Annotated in this window: 17 protein-coding genes; 11 read left to right on the top strand and 6 right to left on the bottom strand. The window is 70.9% G+C overall.

Going from position 1 to position 15,218, the window contains the following annotated elements; genetic code table 11:
- Positions 1–57 precede the first annotated feature (57 nt).
- Entirely contained in the window at positions 58–1,389 is a 1,332-nt protein-coding gene (locus OG496_RS12975) for an aminotransferase class I/II-fold pyridoxal phosphate-dependent enzyme (protein WP_405970981.1), read from the top strand.
- 42 nt (positions 1,390–1,431) lie between these two features.
- Here OG496_RS12975 and OG496_RS12970 read toward each other — a convergent pair whose 3' ends face one another.
- Positions 1,432–2,394 (bottom strand): DMT family transporter, encoded by a 963-nt coding sequence (locus tag OG496_RS12970; RefSeq protein WP_405970980.1) that lies wholly within the window; start codon positions 2,392–2,394, stop codon positions 1,432–1,434.
- 74 nt (positions 2,395–2,468) lie between these two features.
- Between OG496_RS12970 and OG496_RS12965 the strand changes: the two genes are divergently transcribed.
- Positions 2,469–3,371, top strand: coding sequence for a LysR family transcriptional regulator (locus OG496_RS12965; protein ID WP_405970979.1), 903 nt, complete (start codon positions 2,469–2,471; stop codon positions 3,369–3,371).
- A gap of 37 nt (positions 3,372–3,408) precedes the next feature.
- On the opposite strand, the gene OG496_RS12960 is transcribed toward OG496_RS12965, so the two are convergent.
- Positions 3,409–3,876, bottom strand: a complete 468-nt coding sequence (locus tag OG496_RS12960; protein WP_405970978.1) for a pyridoxamine 5'-phosphate oxidase family protein — start codon at positions 3,874–3,876, stop codon at positions 3,409–3,411.
- Between the two features lie 148 nt (positions 3,877–4,024).
- Between OG496_RS12960 and OG496_RS12955 the strand changes: the two genes are divergently transcribed.
- Entirely contained in the window at positions 4,025–4,675 is a 651-nt protein-coding gene (locus tag OG496_RS12955) for a cysteine hydrolase (RefSeq protein WP_366497306.1), read from the top strand.
- Between the two features lie 3 nt (positions 4,676–4,678).
- Here the strand turns inward: OG496_RS12955 and OG496_RS12950 are convergent, their stop codons facing one another.
- The gene (locus OG496_RS12950) at positions 4,679–5,164 is read right to left on the bottom strand and encodes a Rieske (2Fe-2S) protein (RefSeq protein WP_366497305.1); all 486 of its coding nucleotides are present in this window, start codon (positions 5,162–5,164) and stop codon (positions 4,679–4,681) included.
- Positions 5,165–5,357: 193 nt separating this feature from the next.
- On the opposite strand from OG496_RS12950, the gene OG496_RS12945 reads away from it, so the two are divergent.
- The 7 genes from OG496_RS12945 to OG496_RS12915 all read left to right on the top strand — a co-directional run bounded on the left by OG496_RS12945 (position 5,358) and on the right by OG496_RS12915 (position 11,439).
- On the top strand, positions 5,358–6,113 hold the full coding sequence (locus tag OG496_RS12945; RefSeq protein WP_405970977.1) for a HipA family kinase: 756 nt from the start codon (positions 5,358–5,360) through the stop codon (positions 6,111–6,113).
- The gene (locus OG496_RS12940) at positions 6,110–6,526 is read left to right on the top strand and encodes a DUF3037 domain-containing protein (RefSeq protein ID WP_405970976.1); all 417 of its coding nucleotides are present in this window, start codon (positions 6,110–6,112) and stop codon (positions 6,524–6,526) included. The genes OG496_RS12945 and OG496_RS12940 overlap by 4 nt, the downstream gene beginning before the upstream one ends.
- A 136-nt stretch (positions 6,527–6,662) precedes the next feature.
- On the top strand, positions 6,663–7,424 hold the full coding sequence (fabG, locus tag OG496_RS12935) for a 3-oxoacyl-ACP reductase FabG (RefSeq protein ID WP_019059411.1): 762 nt from the start codon (positions 6,663–6,665) through the stop codon (positions 7,422–7,424).
- A gap of 12 nt (positions 7,425–7,436) precedes the next feature.
- The gene (locus tag OG496_RS12930; RefSeq protein ID WP_019059412.1) at positions 7,437–8,198 is read left to right on the top strand and encodes an SDR family oxidoreductase; all 762 of its coding nucleotides are present in this window, start codon (positions 7,437–7,439) and stop codon (positions 8,196–8,198) included.
- 199 nt (positions 8,199–8,397) lie between these two features.
- Positions 8,398–9,975: an ABC transporter substrate-binding protein gene (locus OG496_RS12925; protein ID WP_405970975.1), complete on the top strand. Its 1,578-nt coding sequence runs from the start codon at positions 8,398–8,400 to the stop codon at positions 9,973–9,975.
- Positions 9,976–10,087: 112 nt separating this feature from the next.
- Positions 10,088–10,771, top strand: coding sequence for a uracil-DNA glycosylase (gene ung, locus OG496_RS12920; RefSeq protein ID WP_405970974.1), 684 nt, complete (start codon positions 10,088–10,090; stop codon positions 10,769–10,771).
- 101 nt (positions 10,772–10,872) lie between these two features.
- Positions 10,873–11,439 carry a hypothetical protein gene (locus tag OG496_RS12915; RefSeq protein ID WP_405970973.1) on the top strand — a complete coding sequence of 189 codons (567 nt, stop codon included), beginning with the start codon at positions 10,873–10,875 and terminating at the stop codon, positions 11,437–11,439.
- Between the two features lie 64 nt (positions 11,440–11,503).
- Here OG496_RS12915 and OG496_RS12910 read toward each other — a convergent pair whose 3' ends face one another.
- Together OG496_RS12910 and OG496_RS12905 are read right to left on the bottom strand one after the other, a co-directional pair.
- Positions 11,504–11,986 carry a hypothetical protein gene (locus OG496_RS12910; protein ID WP_405970972.1) on the bottom strand — a complete coding sequence of 161 codons (483 nt, stop codon included), beginning with the start codon at positions 11,984–11,986 and terminating at the stop codon, positions 11,504–11,506.
- 143 nt (positions 11,987–12,129) lie between these two features.
- Positions 12,130–12,642: a DinB family protein gene (locus tag OG496_RS12905; RefSeq protein ID WP_366497298.1), complete on the bottom strand. Its 513-nt coding sequence runs from the start codon at positions 12,640–12,642 to the stop codon at positions 12,130–12,132.
- A gap of 106 nt (positions 12,643–12,748) precedes the next feature.
- Here OG496_RS12905 and OG496_RS12900 point away from each other — a divergent pair, with 106 nt between their 5' ends.
- The gene (locus OG496_RS12900) at positions 12,749–13,660 is read left to right on the top strand and encodes a Gfo/Idh/MocA family protein (protein ID WP_405970971.1); all 912 of its coding nucleotides are present in this window, start codon (positions 12,749–12,751) and stop codon (positions 13,658–13,660) included.
- On the opposite strand, the gene lnt is transcribed toward OG496_RS12900, so the two are convergent.
- A complete protein-coding gene (gene lnt, locus OG496_RS12895) occupies positions 13,578–15,152 on the bottom strand; it encodes an apolipoprotein N-acyltransferase (protein ID WP_405970970.1) in 1,575 nt (524 codons plus the stop codon). The two genes, OG496_RS12900 and lnt, sit on opposite strands and share 83 nt — an antisense overlap.
- Positions 15,153–15,218 lie beyond the last annotated feature (66 nt).

Raw genomic sequence — 15,218 nt, 5'->3', positions numbered from 1 at the left:
TGTCTGGTGGCTGGCTTCCGATTGCCATCTGTATTGCACTAGTGCATAGTGTGTTTTGTGCTAGGAGGATATCGGATCGAAGGGCGACGCGCAGCAGACATTGCCGCGGACGTCGAGCGCGCGGTGGGTTCGGGAGAGCTGGAGCCCGGGCAACTGCTGCCGCCCATGCGGGAGTTGGCGGTCGAGCTGGGGGTGAACCCGAACACGGTCGCGGCCGCGTACCGGACGCTGCGGGAGCGCGGGGTCATCGAGACCGCCGGGCGCCGGGGCAGCCGGGTGCGGCCCAAGCCGGCCACGACAGGACGCGAGCACATCCGGGTGGACGTGCCGGCGGGGGTGCGCGACGTCTCGCACGGCAACCCGGATCCGGCACAACTGCCTTCCTTGGTACGGGCGTTCACCTTCGCCGCCGAACAGTCCGACCGGGAACCCGTCATGTACGGCGACGACCCGGTCGAACCGGAGCTGGCCCGCATCGCCCGGGCCGAGCTGGACGCGGACGGAGTGCCGGCCGGTCCCGTGGCCGTAGCCTCCGGCTCGCTGGACGCCATCGAACGCGTCCTGGCCGCCCATCTGAAGCCCGGAGACACCGTCGCCGTGGAAGACCCGGGGTGGGGCAGCCTGCTCGACCTCGTACCGGCGCTGGGGCTGCGCGTGACCCCCGTCCGCGTCGACGACGAGGGACCGCTCCCCGACGACGTGCGCGCCGCGCTGGAGTCCGGCGCGCGGGCCCTGATCGTCACCGACAGGGCGCAGAACCCCACCGGAGCCGTGGTGAGCGCCACGCGCGCGCGTGCGTTGCGTTCCGTGCTCCGCCGTCACCCCGAGACCCTGCTGATCGAGGACGACCACGGCCACGGCATCGTCAACCAGTCCCTGCACCCCCTGGCCGGCACCACCCGCACCTGGGCCTTCGTCCGCTCGGTCGCCAAGGCCTACGGCCCCGACCTGCGGCTCGCCGTGCTCACCGGCGACGCCGTCACCCTCGACCGCGTCCGCGGCCGCCAACGGCTGGGCCCGGGCTGGGCCAGCCGCATCACCCAGCGGGCCGTGGCCCGACTGTGGTCCGACGGCGCGGTGGACACACCGGCGGTGGCGGCCGCGTACGGCGCCCGCCGCGACGCGCTGATCGCCGCGCTCGCCGAACGCGGGGTCGCGGCCCATGGCACCAGCGGCCTCAACGTGTGGATCCCGGTACCGGACGAGACCGGCGCGGTCTCCCGCCTCCTCCACGCCGGCTGGGCCGTGGCCCCGGGCGCCCGCTTCCGCCTGGGCGCACCCCCGGGTATCCGCGTCACCGTCTCGACGCTGACGGCCGACGAGACCGGCCCGCTGGCGGAGGCGATCGCTTCCGCGAGTGGTCCGGCGCCGGTCCGCGGTTACGTCTGACGCTTCGAGGGCGCTTACGGCCCCTCGTCCGCGCCGCGTCCGTTACCGCTTCCCCCTCGGCCGCACCTGCGTGAGCGCCGCCCCCGCCAGCACGATCACCGCCCCGACCGGCGTCGACCAGGTCAGCGACTCGCCCAGGATCGCGACGCCCGCCGCCGTGGCGATGACCGGGATGAAGTACGTGACCATCTGGGCGGTGGTGGGGCCGACTTCGGCGACCAGGCCGTACTGGAGGAGGACGGCGAGACCCGTGCCCAGGGCGCCCAGCGCGGCGATCGCCAGCAGGGGGAGGAGAGGGAAGTGGGCCGGTGCGGACGTGAACAGCGGGGTGATCACGGCCAGTTGGAGTGTGGCCAGCAGCAACTGGGCGCCCGTCAGCGAGAGATGCGAGGCGCCGGTGCCCGCCAGTGTGCGGCGGACGTAGATCCAGCCGATCGGGTAGCTGAGCGAGGCCAGCAGGGCCAGCGCCGTGCCCGTGGCGTCCAGGCCGCTGAAGCCCTGCCACGCGCCGAGGACCGTGAGGACGCCCAGGAAGCCGAGGCCGAGACCGGCGACGCGGACGCGGGTCGGGCGGTCCTCGGAGAGGGCGACCAGGGAGAGGGCCATGCCCCACAGCGGCGAGGTCGCGTTGCAGATGCCCGCGAGCGTGGACGGGATCGTCAGCTCGGCGTAGGCGAAGAGGGAGAACGGCAGGGCGTTGAGCAGGAACGCGGCGACCGCCAGGTGGGCCCACGTGCGCGCGCCGCGCGCCAGCCGCTCCCGCTTCACCGCCATCGCCGCCGCGAGCACCGCCGTCCCGAACAGCAGCCGCCCGAACGTGACTTGGAAGGGCGCGTAACCGTGTGTGCCCACCTTGATGAGCAGGAAGCTGAAGCCCCAGATGAGGGAGAGCGCCCCGAAGCGCAGCCGCCAGTCGAGGGCGCGGCGGGGGAGGGGCGTGGTGGTGTCCCCGGCCTGCTCCAGGGCGGCGTCGGCGGTGGTCGCGGCGGTGCTGACTGTGCTCATGGTTACCAAGATCCTGGTCTCGACCTCGTAGCACAAGCGAGATTTCGCGCCAGCTATCTCGTAGTATCGCTTACATGTTGAATCTGGAGCGCCTCCGCACCCTGGACGCCCTCGCCCGGCACGGCTCGGTCAGCGGCGCGGCCGAAGGGCTGCATGTGACGACCTCGGCCGTGTCGCAGCAGATGTCCAAGCTGGAGCGGGAGGTGGGGCAGCAGCTCCTCGCCAAGAACGGGCGGGGGGTACGGCTCACCGACGCCGGGCGGCTGCTCGCGGAGCACGCGGGCCGCATCCTCTCCCAGGTGGAGCTGGCCCAGGCCGACCTGGAGGCCCAACGCGGGCAGGTCGTCGGCGAGTTGAGGCTCTCCGCGTTCCCGACCGCCGCCCGCGGCCTGTTCCCCGCCGCGCTCGCCGACCTGCGCGCCCGCCACCCCGCCCTGCGCGTCCGCTCCACGGAACAGGAGCCGGAGAGCGGCATCGCGGGCGTCGTACGCGGCGACCTCGACCTCGCCGTCGTCCTCGACTGGTACAACAAGCCGATGCCCCTGCCCGACGGCCTCGTCAAGGCGCCGATCCTGGACGACCCCGCCGACGTGGCGATGCCGTCCGGCCATCCGCTGGCCGGACGTGACGAGGTGGATCTCGGGGAGTTCGCCGACGACGAGTGGATCACCTGGGCCGAGGGCGAGTTCTGCCACGAGTGGCTGATGTTCACCCTGCGCTCCCGCGGCATCGAACCGATCATCGGCCACCGAGCCGCCGAAACACACACCCAACTGGGGCTGGTCGCCGCCGGGTTGGGCGTCTGCATCGCCCCTCTCCTGGGCCGCAATCCGATGCCCGCCGGAGTCGTCACCGTCCCCCTGAAGCAACGGGTCCGCCGGCACGTCTACGTCGTCTGGCGCGCCGACGCCGACCGCCGCCCGTCCATCCGCGCGGCGGTCGAGGCGCTCCAGACGGCAGCCGCGACCGTCGGCTGAAGGAGCTGGGCATCCCGAAAGGGCCTCGGCAACCGCCTTACAGCGCACCCAACTTACGGAAGTCCCAGGACGCGAGCGTGTCCGGCGTCAGCCGTATCCACGCATGCCTGCCGTCGTACGGCATCGAGTCGAGCCCGAAGTTCTTCTGGGCGAACAGCTTCTCCACGGGGACGAGTTCGGGATGCGGCTCACCCGTGCGCGGGGCCTCGCCGACGAACTCGACGGTGCCGGACAGTTCGACGCCCCGCAGCTCGTCGTAGGCGTCCCCGCCGTCGATCACCACCGCGACGCGCGGGTCGCGGCGCAGGTCCGACCAGCGCTTGCTGCGCGTGATCGAGTACAGCCACAGCGAGGTGCCGTCCCAGGCGAACCAGAGCGGGCTGACATGTGGGGCCCCGTCCGAGGAGACGGTCGCGACGCGGCAGGTGTGCTCGGTGGCGAGGAACTCGTCCAGTTCCTCGGGTGTCATCATGATCTTCCGGCCTCGACGCTGAGTGGCGGTCATGCGATCCCCTTCGGCTACGGCACGAGCGGCGGGCAGCCGCTTCTGACGCCGCGTCAGAAGTCGGGCCGGAGGAGCGTCGGCCGTCTTCCCTCCGCACGCGATGCTCGTTACTGTCGCCCGCCCCGGCCGTCGACGACAAGGGAGAGCCATGCCGTCGCACGAACAACTCAGTGAGATCCTCGACACGGTGAGCACTGTCCTGCTGACCGTCGAATGTCAACAGGGGGTGGTCGGACCGGACAGCGCCCTGCCCGAACTCGCCCTCGCCGCACGCCAGTCGGGCGCGCTCGCGAATGTCGCCCGACTGGTCGCCGCCGCGCACGAGAGCGGGGTGCAAGTGATCCATGCCGTTGCCGAGCGCCGACCGGACGGGCGCGGCGCGAACCGCAACGCCCGATTGTTCCGCGCCGCCGAACGCCTGCCGGTGCAGCAGCTGTCGGGCACCACGGCGGTGCGCGTGGCGCCCCCGATCGAGGTCGCCGAGGAGGACTTCGTCGTACGACGGCTGCACGGTCTGTCGCCGATCCAGGGCACTGAAGTCGACGCGCTGTTACGGAACTTGGGCTGCCGCACCCTGATCGTCACCGGCGTCTCGGCCAACGTGGCGATTCCCAACGCGGTGTTCGACGCCGTCAACCGGGGCTACACCGTCGTCGTTCCCAGGGACGCCATCGCGGGGGTGCCCGCCGACTACACCCCCGCGATGATCCGCAACACCCTCGCATTGGTCGCTACGGTCGCGACCACGGACGAGGTGCTGGGCTGTCTCAAACGACCGCGCAGGGCACGTCGCGGCTGACCGTCACGCCAGCGTGATCGAGTCCCCGGAGACGGTGATCTGCTCGGCGGGCAGGCCCTGGGTGGCCGGGCCCTTCTTGACGCTGCCGTCGGTGACGGAGAACTCGCTGCCGTGGCACGGGCAGACGATGGCCCCGCTGCTGATGCTGCTCACCGCACAGCCCTGGTGGGTGCACTTCGACGAGAACGCCTTGTAGGTGCCCGCCGTCGGCTGGGTGACCACCACGCCCTGGCTGGCGAAGATCTTGCCGCCGCCCTCGGGGATGTCGGAGGTCTTCGCCAGCTCGGTGCCACCCGCGTCACCCTGGGCGGTGGACGCGCCGGCCGTGCTGGTGGAGCCCGAGGTGTCCGAGGAGCTCGACGTGCCCGACGACGAGTCGTCGCTGGACGAGCACGCGGTCAGCGCGACGGCGAGTCCCGCCGCGCCGACCGCCGCCAACGCGGTGCGACGGGACGGCGCCGTGACGGGTTCGAACGATTCGCTGGTCATGCTGACGTTCCTTCCATGGAAAGCATTCGTGGATGTGCAAAGGGGTACGAGGTGCGGGCGACCGTCGTTCAGACGGTGTCGAGAGCTTGGCCTTACCGAGATCAGGAACACGTAAAACGTCCCTGTCGTTCCGCTGTCGACCGCGCATAAGCCCTGACCAGGCACCACCAACAGGCACCAGTAACCTGGGGCGATGCTCAAGGAAGTCATCGCGACCCGCTACATCACGCCCCTGCGCGAGGGCGGCTCGCTGCCGGGGCTCGTCGAGGGCGACGACCTCGGGACCTACGTCATGAAATTCAGCGGCGCCGGGCAGGGCCGCAAGACGCTCGTCGCCGAGGTCGTGGTGGGGGAGCTGGCCCGACGGCTCGGCTTCCGGGTGCCCCGGCTGGTGACCCTCGACCTCGACCCGGTGCTCGGCCTCGGTGAACCCGACCAGCAGGTCCAGGAGTTGCTGAAGTCCAGCGGCGGCGCCAACCTCGGCATGGACCTCCTGTCCGGCGCGCTCGGCTTCGACCCGCTGGCCTTCACGGTGAGCCCCGAGGAGGCCGGCCGGATCGTCTGGTTCGACGCCCTGGTCAACAACGTCGACCGCTCCTGGCGCAACCCCAACCTGCTGATGTGGCACGGCGACCTGTGGCTCATCGACCACGGCGCCACCATGATCTGGCACCACAACTGGCCCGGCGCCCAGACCTCCGCGGCCCGCCCCTACGACGCCGCCGACCACGCTCTCGCCCGCTTCGCACCGGACGTCGCGGCCGCGGCCGTGGACCTGGCGCCGAAGGTCACCGAGGAACTCCTCGCCGAGGTCACCGCCGAGATCCCCGACGCCTGGCTGACCGGCGAACCCGGCTTCGACACTCCCGACCTCCTCCGTGAGGCGTACGCGGCGCCCCTCCTCGCGCGCGTGCCCTTCCTCCACGAGCGCATCAAGGGACTCCAGTGACCGAGCGCCACATCATCCGCCCGAGCGAGGCGAACACCCGGGACGTCTTCGAGTACGCCCTCCTCCGGGTCGTACCGCGCATCGAGCGCGGCGAGTGCGTCAACGCCGGGGTCCTCGTCTACTGCCGCGCCCAGTCCTACGTCGGCGCCCGCACCCATCTGGACGAAGCGAGGCTGCTCGCTCTCGACCCGGCCGCCGACGTGGCCGGAATCCGGGCTGCCCTGGGGGCCGTGGAAAAGGTGTGTGCGGGGGGTGCGGCCGCGGGGCAGGCCGGGGAGGACGATGCCGGGCGGCGGTTCCGGTGGCTGATCGCGCCCCGGTCCACCGTGGTGCAGCCGGGGCCCGTGCACACCGGTCTCACCGTCGATCCGGCGGCCGAGGCGGAGCGCCTGCTGGACCTGCTGGTGAGGTAATGGATCACACCGGGCCGCGCGCACGTTGACACCGAGTGCCAGGGCTTCTAGCGTCACGTCTGCCGAAGGTACTAAGCGGTCGCTCACCGGCGGGCCGCACAGGGCGAGAGATTCTCAAGGGCGAGGAGAACCAGCAATGTCCACCACTGAGCAGCGGGTCGCGATTGTCACCGGCGGGGCGCGGGGCATCGGCGCCGCCACCGCCGTACGCCTCGCGGCCGAGGGCCGTGCGGTCGCCGTGATCGACCTCGACGAGGCCGCCTGCAAGGACACCGTGGAGAAGATCACCGCGGCCGGCGGCAAGGCCCTCGCGGTCGGCGCCGACGTCTCCGACGAGGCGCAGGTCGAGGCCGCGATCACGCGGATCGTCGCGGAGCTGGGCGCGCCGACGATCCTCGTCAACAACGCGGGCGTGCTCCGCGACAACCTGCTCTTCAAGATGAGCGTCGCCGACTGGGACACCGTCCTCGGCGTCCACCTGCGCGGCTCGTTCCTGATGACCAAGGCCGTCCAGAAGCACATGGTCGACGCGGGCTTCGGCCGGATCGTCAACCTCTCCTCGTCCTCCGCCCTCGGCAACCGCGGCCAGGCCAACTACTCCGCCGCCAAGGCCGGTCTGCAGGGCTTCACCAAGACCCTCGCCATCGAGCTCGGCAAGTTCGGCATCACGGCCAACGCCGTCGCCCCCGGCTTCATCGCCACCGACATGACCGCCGCCACCGCCGCCCGCGTCGGCATGGGCTTCGACGACTTCAAGGCCGCGGCCGCCACCCAGATCCCGGTGCAGCGCGTCGGCGAGCCCGACGACATCGCCAACGCCGTCGCCTTCTTCACGAACGAGGCGGCCGGGTTCGTCTCCGGCCAGGTCCTGTACGTCGCCGGCGGACCGCTCAACTAGGGAACACGGAAAATGACTGAACTCCCCGAACTCTCCGGCAAGGTCGCCGTCATCACCGGCGCCAGCCGCGGCATCGGCTACGGCGTCGCCGAGGCGCTGCTCGCCCGCGGCGACCGGGTCTGCATCACCGGCCGCAGCGAGGACGCCCTCAAGGAGGCCGTCGAGGCCCTCGGCGCCGAGCGCGTCATCGGCGTCGCCGGCAAGGCCCACGACGAGGCCCACCAGACCGTCGTCGTCGAGCGCACGATGGAGGCCTTCGGCCGCGTCGACTTCCTGGTCAACAACGCCGGTACGAACCCGGTGTTCGGTCCGATCGCCGACCTCGACCTGAACGTCGCCCGCAAGGTCTTCGAGACCAACGTCATCTCGGCGCTCGGCTTCGCCCAGAAGACCTGGCACGCCTGGCAGAAGGACAACGGCGGCGCCATCGTCAACATCGCCTCCCTCGCCGGCGTCTCCGCCTCGCCGTTCATCGGCGCGTACGGCGTCAGCAAGGCCGCGATGATCAACCTGACGCTCCAGCTGGCGCACGAGTTCGCGCCCGGCGTACGGGTCAACTCGATCGCACCGGCGGTCGTGAAGACCAAGTTCGCCGCCGCCCTGTACGAGGGCCGCGAGGCGGAGGCCGCCGCCTCCTACCCGCTGGCCCGGCTCGGCGTGCCGTCCGACATCGGCGGCACCGCCGCGTTCCTCACCTCGGACCAGTCCGACTGGATCACCGGCCAGACCCTCGTCGTCGACGGCGGCATCCTCCTGAACGCCGGAGTCGGCTGACCGATCCGCCCGGGCGCCGGTCTCTTTGCTGTTCCCTTGACGGAATCGGCGCCCGTGTCAGGACATAAAACGCGCACAGCCGAATGACAACGTCGTCATAAAAACGCTGCTCAACAGCCTCGTCCGAACCAGCTTTTCCGGCCGGGGAACTGCGGTACGGTCTGCCGACCCTTGGTACGGCGGATCGAGGAGCGTGCGTGTGTTCAACCGGAACCGAGGCCTGCGGACGGGCGCGGCGATCGCGTCGATATCCCTGGTGGCCGGATGCGGTGTGTTCTCGGACGGGAATTCCGACGACCGGGGAGCCATCGTCGTCGGGACCACCAGCGCCCCCAGCACGCTCGATCCGGCCGCCTCCTGGGACGGCTCCTGGGAGCTGTTCCGCAACATCTACCAGACGCTGCTCGCCTACCCGTCCGGCGCGACCACGCCCGAGCCGGACGCGGCCAAGAGCTGTGATTTCACGGACGGTTCGAACACGACGTACCGCTGCGAACTCCGCGCGGGCATGAAGTTCGCCGACGGCGACACCCTCGACGCCAAGGCCGTCAAGCACTCCATCGACCGGATCCGGCAGATCGACGTCTCGGGCGGACCCGCCGGCCTGCTCGGCAGCCTCGACCGAGTGCAGGTCCTGGGCGACCGCGAGGTGGTCTTCCACCTCAACAAGCCCGACGCCACCTTCCCGTTCGTGCTCGCCACCCCGGCCATGTCGATCGTCGACCCCGACGACTACCCGGCGCACTCGCTGCGCAAGGACGGCAAGGTCTTCGGCTCCGGGCCGTACACCCTGAAGTCGTACGACGACGGGAAACAGGCCCAACTCGTCCGCAACGACCGCTACAAGGGCTTCGCCCAGCGCGAGAACAGCGCGGTGACGATCCGCTACTTCCAGGACTCCGGCACCATGGTCAAGGCGCTGCGGGACGGGAAGATCGACGTCACCTACAGGGGTCTCGCCGCCGACGACATCATCGCCCTCCAGGGCCGCGCCTCCAAGAGCCTGCAACTGGTCGACGGCTCCGGCACCGACATCAACTACCTGGTGTTCAACCCCAAGGACAAGTGGGCCGGGAACCTCGCCGTCCGCAAGGCCGTCGCCCAGCTCGTCGACCGCGGGGCGATCACCCACAAGATCTACCGCGACACCGTGGACCCGCTCTACTCGATGGTCCCGAAGGGCCTCACCGGCCACACCACCGCCTTCTTCGACGACTTCGGCGACCCCAGCGTCCCCAAGGCCCGCAAGCTCCTCACCGACGCGGGCATCGACCAGCGCGTCCCGCTCACCCTCTGGTACACGACCGACCGCTACGGCTCCGAGACCGCCCTCGAATTCCGGGAACTGAAGCGGCAGTTGGACGACTCCGGGCTGTTCTCGATCATCCTGAGGAGCCGCCCCTGGAAGACGTACGTGACGGGCTACCAGAAGGGCGAGTACCCGGTGTTCGGGCGCGGCTGGTCCCCGGACTTCCCCGACGCCGACAACTTCATCGCGCCGTTCGTGGGGAAGCAGAACGCGCTTGGTACGCCCTATCCGTCGACCAGGATCACCGACGTACTGCTGCCCGAGTCCCGCCGGGAGAGCGACCGGGCCGACGTGGTCAAGGAGTTCGAGGACGCCCAGCAGGTCCTGGTGGACGACGCGCGGCTGCTGCCGCTGTGGCAGGGCCGGCAGTACGTGGCCGCGAGCGAGGACGTCTCCGGCGGGGAGCAGGCCCTCGACCCGTCGACGATCATGATGATGTGGGAGCTGTACCGCAAGACCAGCTGGTGACCCGGCTCCTGGCACCCGTTGTCAGTGGCCGCCTGTAGGTTCTGGGCATGGCAGCGACCGCACCGCGCGGTCGCTCCGCATCGCAGTCGCCGCACACGGTAAGGAAGTTGACGTGACCGACATCTCCATGCTCCCCGAGTCCTGGCGCGGGGTCCTGGGCGACGAGCTTCAGCAGCCCTACTTCAAGGAGCTGACCGAGTTCGTCGAGGAGGAGCGGGCGAAGGGTCCGGTCTACCCGCCGCGCGAGGAGGTCTTCGCCGCCCTGGAGGCGACGCCGTACGACCAGGTGAAGGTCCTGGTCCTCGGTCAGGACCCGTACCACGGCGAGGGCCAGGGCCACGGCCTGTGCTTCTCGGTCCGCCCCGGAGTGCGGACCCCGCCCTCCCTCCGGAACATCTACAAGGAGATGAAGGAGGAGCTCGACCTCCCGATCCCGGACAACGGCTATCTGATGCCGTGGGCCCAGCAGGGCGTCCTGCTCCTCAACGCGGTGCTTACGGTCCGCTCCGGCGAGGCCAACTCGCACAAGGGCAAGGGCTGGGAGAAGTTCACGGACGCGGTGATCCGCGCGGTCGCCGACCGCCCCGACCCGGCGGTCTTCGTCCTCTGGGGCAACTACGCGCAGAAGAAGCTCCCCCTGATCGACGAGGAGCGCCACGTGGTGGTCAAGGGCGCGCACCCCTCCCCGCTCTCGGCCAAGAAGTTCTTCGGCTCCCACCCGTTCACCCAGATCGACGAGGCCGTCGCACAGCAGGGCCACACCGCGATCGACTGGCGCATCCCGAACCTGGGCTGACCTCACCCGGGCCGGTCCGGGGCCGCCTGACGGGGATTGTCAGTGCCTGCGGTTAGCGTCGACAGGGACAGCCAGGGTGGCTGGCGAGTGCGGAGGACGCGGTGGCGGAGCGACAGGAGCAGGCGGCGCCGGACGCTCTGCTGACGCGGATCGGACAGATCGTCATGCTGCACCACGGCGGCGACCGCGAGGAGGCCCGGGACCGGCTGCTGGGCCTGTGGGCGGAGCTGGGCGAGGACGGCGACCCGCTCCACCGCTGCACACTGGCCCACTACCTCGCCGACACCCAGGACGACCCGACCGACGAACTGGCTTGGGATCTAAGGGCGTTGTCGGCGGCGGACGAGCTGGGGGACGGGCGGGACTCGGGAGACCCCGGGGAGAGCAAAGACTCCGGGGACATCGGGAACGTCGGTCAGGAGGGGGCGATCGCGATCCGCGCCTTCTACCCCTCCCTGCACCTCAACCTCGCCGCCGACTACGTGAAGCTCGACCGCCCGGACGCCGCCCGCACCCACATCCGCCGCGCCCGCAGCGCCTGTTCCGTCCTCGCCGACGACGGTTACGGCAACGGCGTGCGGGCCGCGATCGGACGGCTGGAGCTGCGGCTGGGGGACGGGGGCGCGGGCGGGGGAGAGAGCTGGGGGCCGCCGAGACAGCGGCCGTAGGGTCCGGTCGGGACAGGGGTCCTGGGGTCCGGGTGGTGGCAGTGGCACCGGAGTCCCGCTCGTCTCAACGGCCGTACGTCTGACCGCAGATGATCGACTGCGGGCTGTCCGACTGCCAGCCTCCGTACTTCTTGCCCAGGGCGCAGACGTCCTGTGTGTTCTTCGGGACCGACTTCACCACGTCGGGGATGTTCGCGCCCGGCTGCCGGGGGTGGTGCGGCTTCGGGTGTGGGTGGGGATGCGGGTGGGGGTACTGGTGCGAGCGGGGGACCGGTGCCTGGGCCGCCTTCGGGGGCTGGACCGGTGCGTGGTGCGGCGGATGCGTGGCCGGTTTCGGGCGGTGGGACGGGTCGATGAGTTCCAGCGCCTCCCGCGCCGGGGCCTGTACGACCTGCGGCTCCGCGCTGCCGTCCGGGCGCGGCACCGACGCGTGGGTCGGTACGGCCGGGGGAGCGGGGGCCGCCGGCCGCTGGACCGTCACACAGCCGGAGAGGGCCGAGACAGCCACGGTGACCAGGAGCGTTGCGGTGGTCGTCGTTCGATGCACCCGCGCAACTCTGCTGGTTCCGGACCCGATGGGGACAGCGGACGGGCGGATGATGCCCCACACGGGTGATCTCCGCCCCCTTACGGACGGCGCGCGCCCGCTCCGGGTGACGTGACGTCAGTCGCCGGTGTCAGTCGCCGGTGTCAGTCGCCGGTGTTCCCGTCGATCCGCTCGCGGAGCAGGTCGGCGTGGCCGTTGTGCCGGGCGTACTCCTCGATCATGTGGGTGTGGATCCAGCGCAGGTTGAAGCGCTCGCCGGTGCGCCGATGCTTGCCCACGGAGACGTCGTCCAGGGCGAACCGGGCCGCGTGCTCGTTCGCCGCCTCGATCTCGGCCTGCCAGGTCGCGTACGCCTCCGCCCAGGTGTCCGTCCCTGTGACGTGGAAGTCGCCGTCCGGGTCCTCGTCGCTGTAGTAGATCGGGGTCAACTGCTCGTCCGACATGACCCGGCGGTACCAGCTGCGCTCCACCTCCGCCATGTGCCGCACCAGGCCCATGAGCGTCATGTTGGACGGCTCCACCGAAGCGGTCCTCAACTGTTCGTCGGTCAGGCCCTCGCACTTCCAGGCGAGGGTCGCCCGGTGGTACGTGAGCCAGCCCTCCAGCATGGTGCGTTCGTCGGCGGTGGTCGCGGGTTCACTGCGCTCGATGGTCATGCCCGCATCCTCGCGTGCTCCGACCGCCCGCACCAGCGGTTATTCCCCCGCCGTATGCTTCCGAACAGGTACAGGAGGTACCGCTGGGCGAGCGTTGGGAGACTCCGTGAAAATCGGCTGCATCGGGCTCGGGGACATCGCACAGAAGGCCTACCTGCCGGTTCTCGGCGGGCTGCCCGGGGTCGAGCTGCATCTGCAGACCCGCACGCCCGCCACGCTCGCCCGGGTCGCGGACGGCCTGCACCTCCCGGCGGACCGGCGGCACACGGACCTCGACGCGCTCCTCGCGCAGGGCCTCGACGCCGCGTTCGTGCACGCGCCCACGATCGTGCACCCCGAGATCGCCACCAGGCTGCTGGAGGCGGGCGTACCGACGTACGTCGACAAGCCGCTCGCCTACGAACTCGCCGACTCCGAGCGGCTGGTGCGGCTCGCGGAGGAGCGGAACGTGTCGCTCGCGGTCGGCTTCAACCGCCGCCACGCCCCCGGGTACGCGCAGTGCGTCGACCACCCGCGCGAGCTGATCCTCATGCAGAAGAACCGGATCGGGCTCCCGGAGGAGCCGCGCGCGATGATCCTGGACGACTTCATCCACGTCGTGGACACCCTGCGGTTCCTGGTGCCGGGGCCGGTCGAGGACGTGACCGTGCGCGCCCGCGTCCAGGAAGGACTGCTGCACCACATCGTGCTCCAGCTCTCCGGCGACGGCTTCACCGCGCTCGGGGTGATGAACCGGCTCAGCGGTTCGGTGGAGGAGGTCCTGGAGGTCTCCGGGCAGGACACCAAGCGTCAGGTCCTCAACCTCGCCGAGGTCGTCGACCACAAGGGCCAGCCGACCGTACGGCGTCGTGGGGACTGGGTGCCGGTGGCCCGGCAGCGCGGCATCGAGCAGGCCGTGCTCACGTTCCTCGACGCCGTACGTGCCGGCAAGGTGCTCAGCGCCCGGGACGCGCTGGCGACTCATGAACTGTGCGAGCGGGTGGTACGAGCGGTCGCGGACCGGTCCGCCGCAGCCTGAACGCCAGCGCGCCCTCCCCGACGCACATCGCCGCGAGCACCAGCAGCGCCCCGCCGACCGGCCAGGCGCCGTAGCGGACGTACGGGGTGATGCCGTGCGCGAGCGGGACGTCGTAGACCTGGGTGGTGCTCTTGTTCGTGCCCAGCCAGGAGCCGATGCGCTGTCCGCCGGGGCCGTAGACGGCGGAGACGCCGGTCAGGGTGGCGTGGACCACCGGGCGGCCGGTCTCGGCGGCGCGCAGGGCGGCGAGGGTGGCGTGCTGTTCGGGGGCCCAGCTGTTCTGGAACGACGAGGTCGAGGACTGGGCGAGCAGGACGTCCGCGCCGTCCTGGGCGAGGTGGCGGCTCATGTCGGGGAACGCGGTCTCGAAGCAGATCAGCGGGCCGATGCGGAGCCCGTGCCCCACGTTCATCACGACCTGCTCGGTGCCGTGCCTGCGGTCCACGCCCGCCGCCTTGCCGACGGAGGTGGCCCACCCGAGCAGCGAGCGGAACGGGATGTACTCGCCGAAGGGGACGAGCCGCATCTTGTCGTAGCGGTCACCGGTGAGACCGCCCGGGCCGACCAGGATTGAGCTCTTGTAGATGCCGGGCTTGTCGGAGCGCTGGGCGTCCACGTTGACCAGGATGTCGGCGCCGGTCTCCTTGGAGAGGGCGGCGATACGGCGCGCGAGATCGGGCCGTTTGGTCAGATCGAAGCTGACGCTGCTCTCGCCCCAGGCGATCAAGTCGACGTTCTGACCGACCAGTTGGCGGGTCAGCTGCTCCTCGCGGTCGAAGCGCCTGGCGCCGCTCTCGTCGCCGTCGATGATCCCGGGCTGTACGACGGCGATCCGGACGCGGCCGTCGACATCGGGGCGCGGCGACCACACCCAGGCGGCGGAGGTCGCGGCGGCGGTGGCCAGGAGTCCGGCGACGGCGGGCACCCGGGACTCGCGCACGGCGACGAGGACGGCCACCGCGACGTTGACGGCCACGACCAGGAAGCTCAGCAGCCACACCCCGCCGACGGACGCGAGCCGCAACGCCGGTTCCACCTGCCACTGGGTGGAGCCGAGCAGACCCCAGGGGCCGCCCAACCCCTGCCAGGACCGCACGAGTTCGACCATCAGCCAGCCCGAGGGCAGGACGAGCAGCGCGGCACCGCCCCGCCGGGGCGACGGCACGCCCCCGAGGAAGCGGCGCACCAGCCAGCCCCACGGCGCCCACAGCACGCCCAGCAGCCCCGCGATGACCACGATGAACACACTCAGGCTCGGCACCAGCCAGCTGTGCACGGCCAGCATGAACCCGAGCCCCCCGAACCAGCCGTCGTAGACCGCCCGCCGCCCGGTCGGCGCGGAGCGCGTCAGCAGGATCCAGGGGACGAGCGCGACGTAGGCGAACCACCACAGGGACGGTGCCGGAAACGCGAACACGGGCAGGGCGCCCGCGAGCACGGCGAGCAGGGAACGCCGCCAGGGGGAGACGAGCCAGTCGCCGAAGTTCTTCATGCGAACCCCCTACCCGCTGGTGACTCCGGTGTGCGTGCCGCGGCCGATCCGGGACAGCCGACGCCG

It is taken from the genome of Streptomyces sp. NBC_00988, assembly GCF_045162645.1.
In the GTDB taxonomy this organism is placed as follows: Bacteria; Actinomycetota; Actinomycetes; order Streptomycetales; family Streptomycetaceae; genus Streptomyces.
The sequence above is the reverse complement of the archived record's forward strand: the minus strand, read 5'-3'. Positions and strand labels throughout refer to the sequence as shown.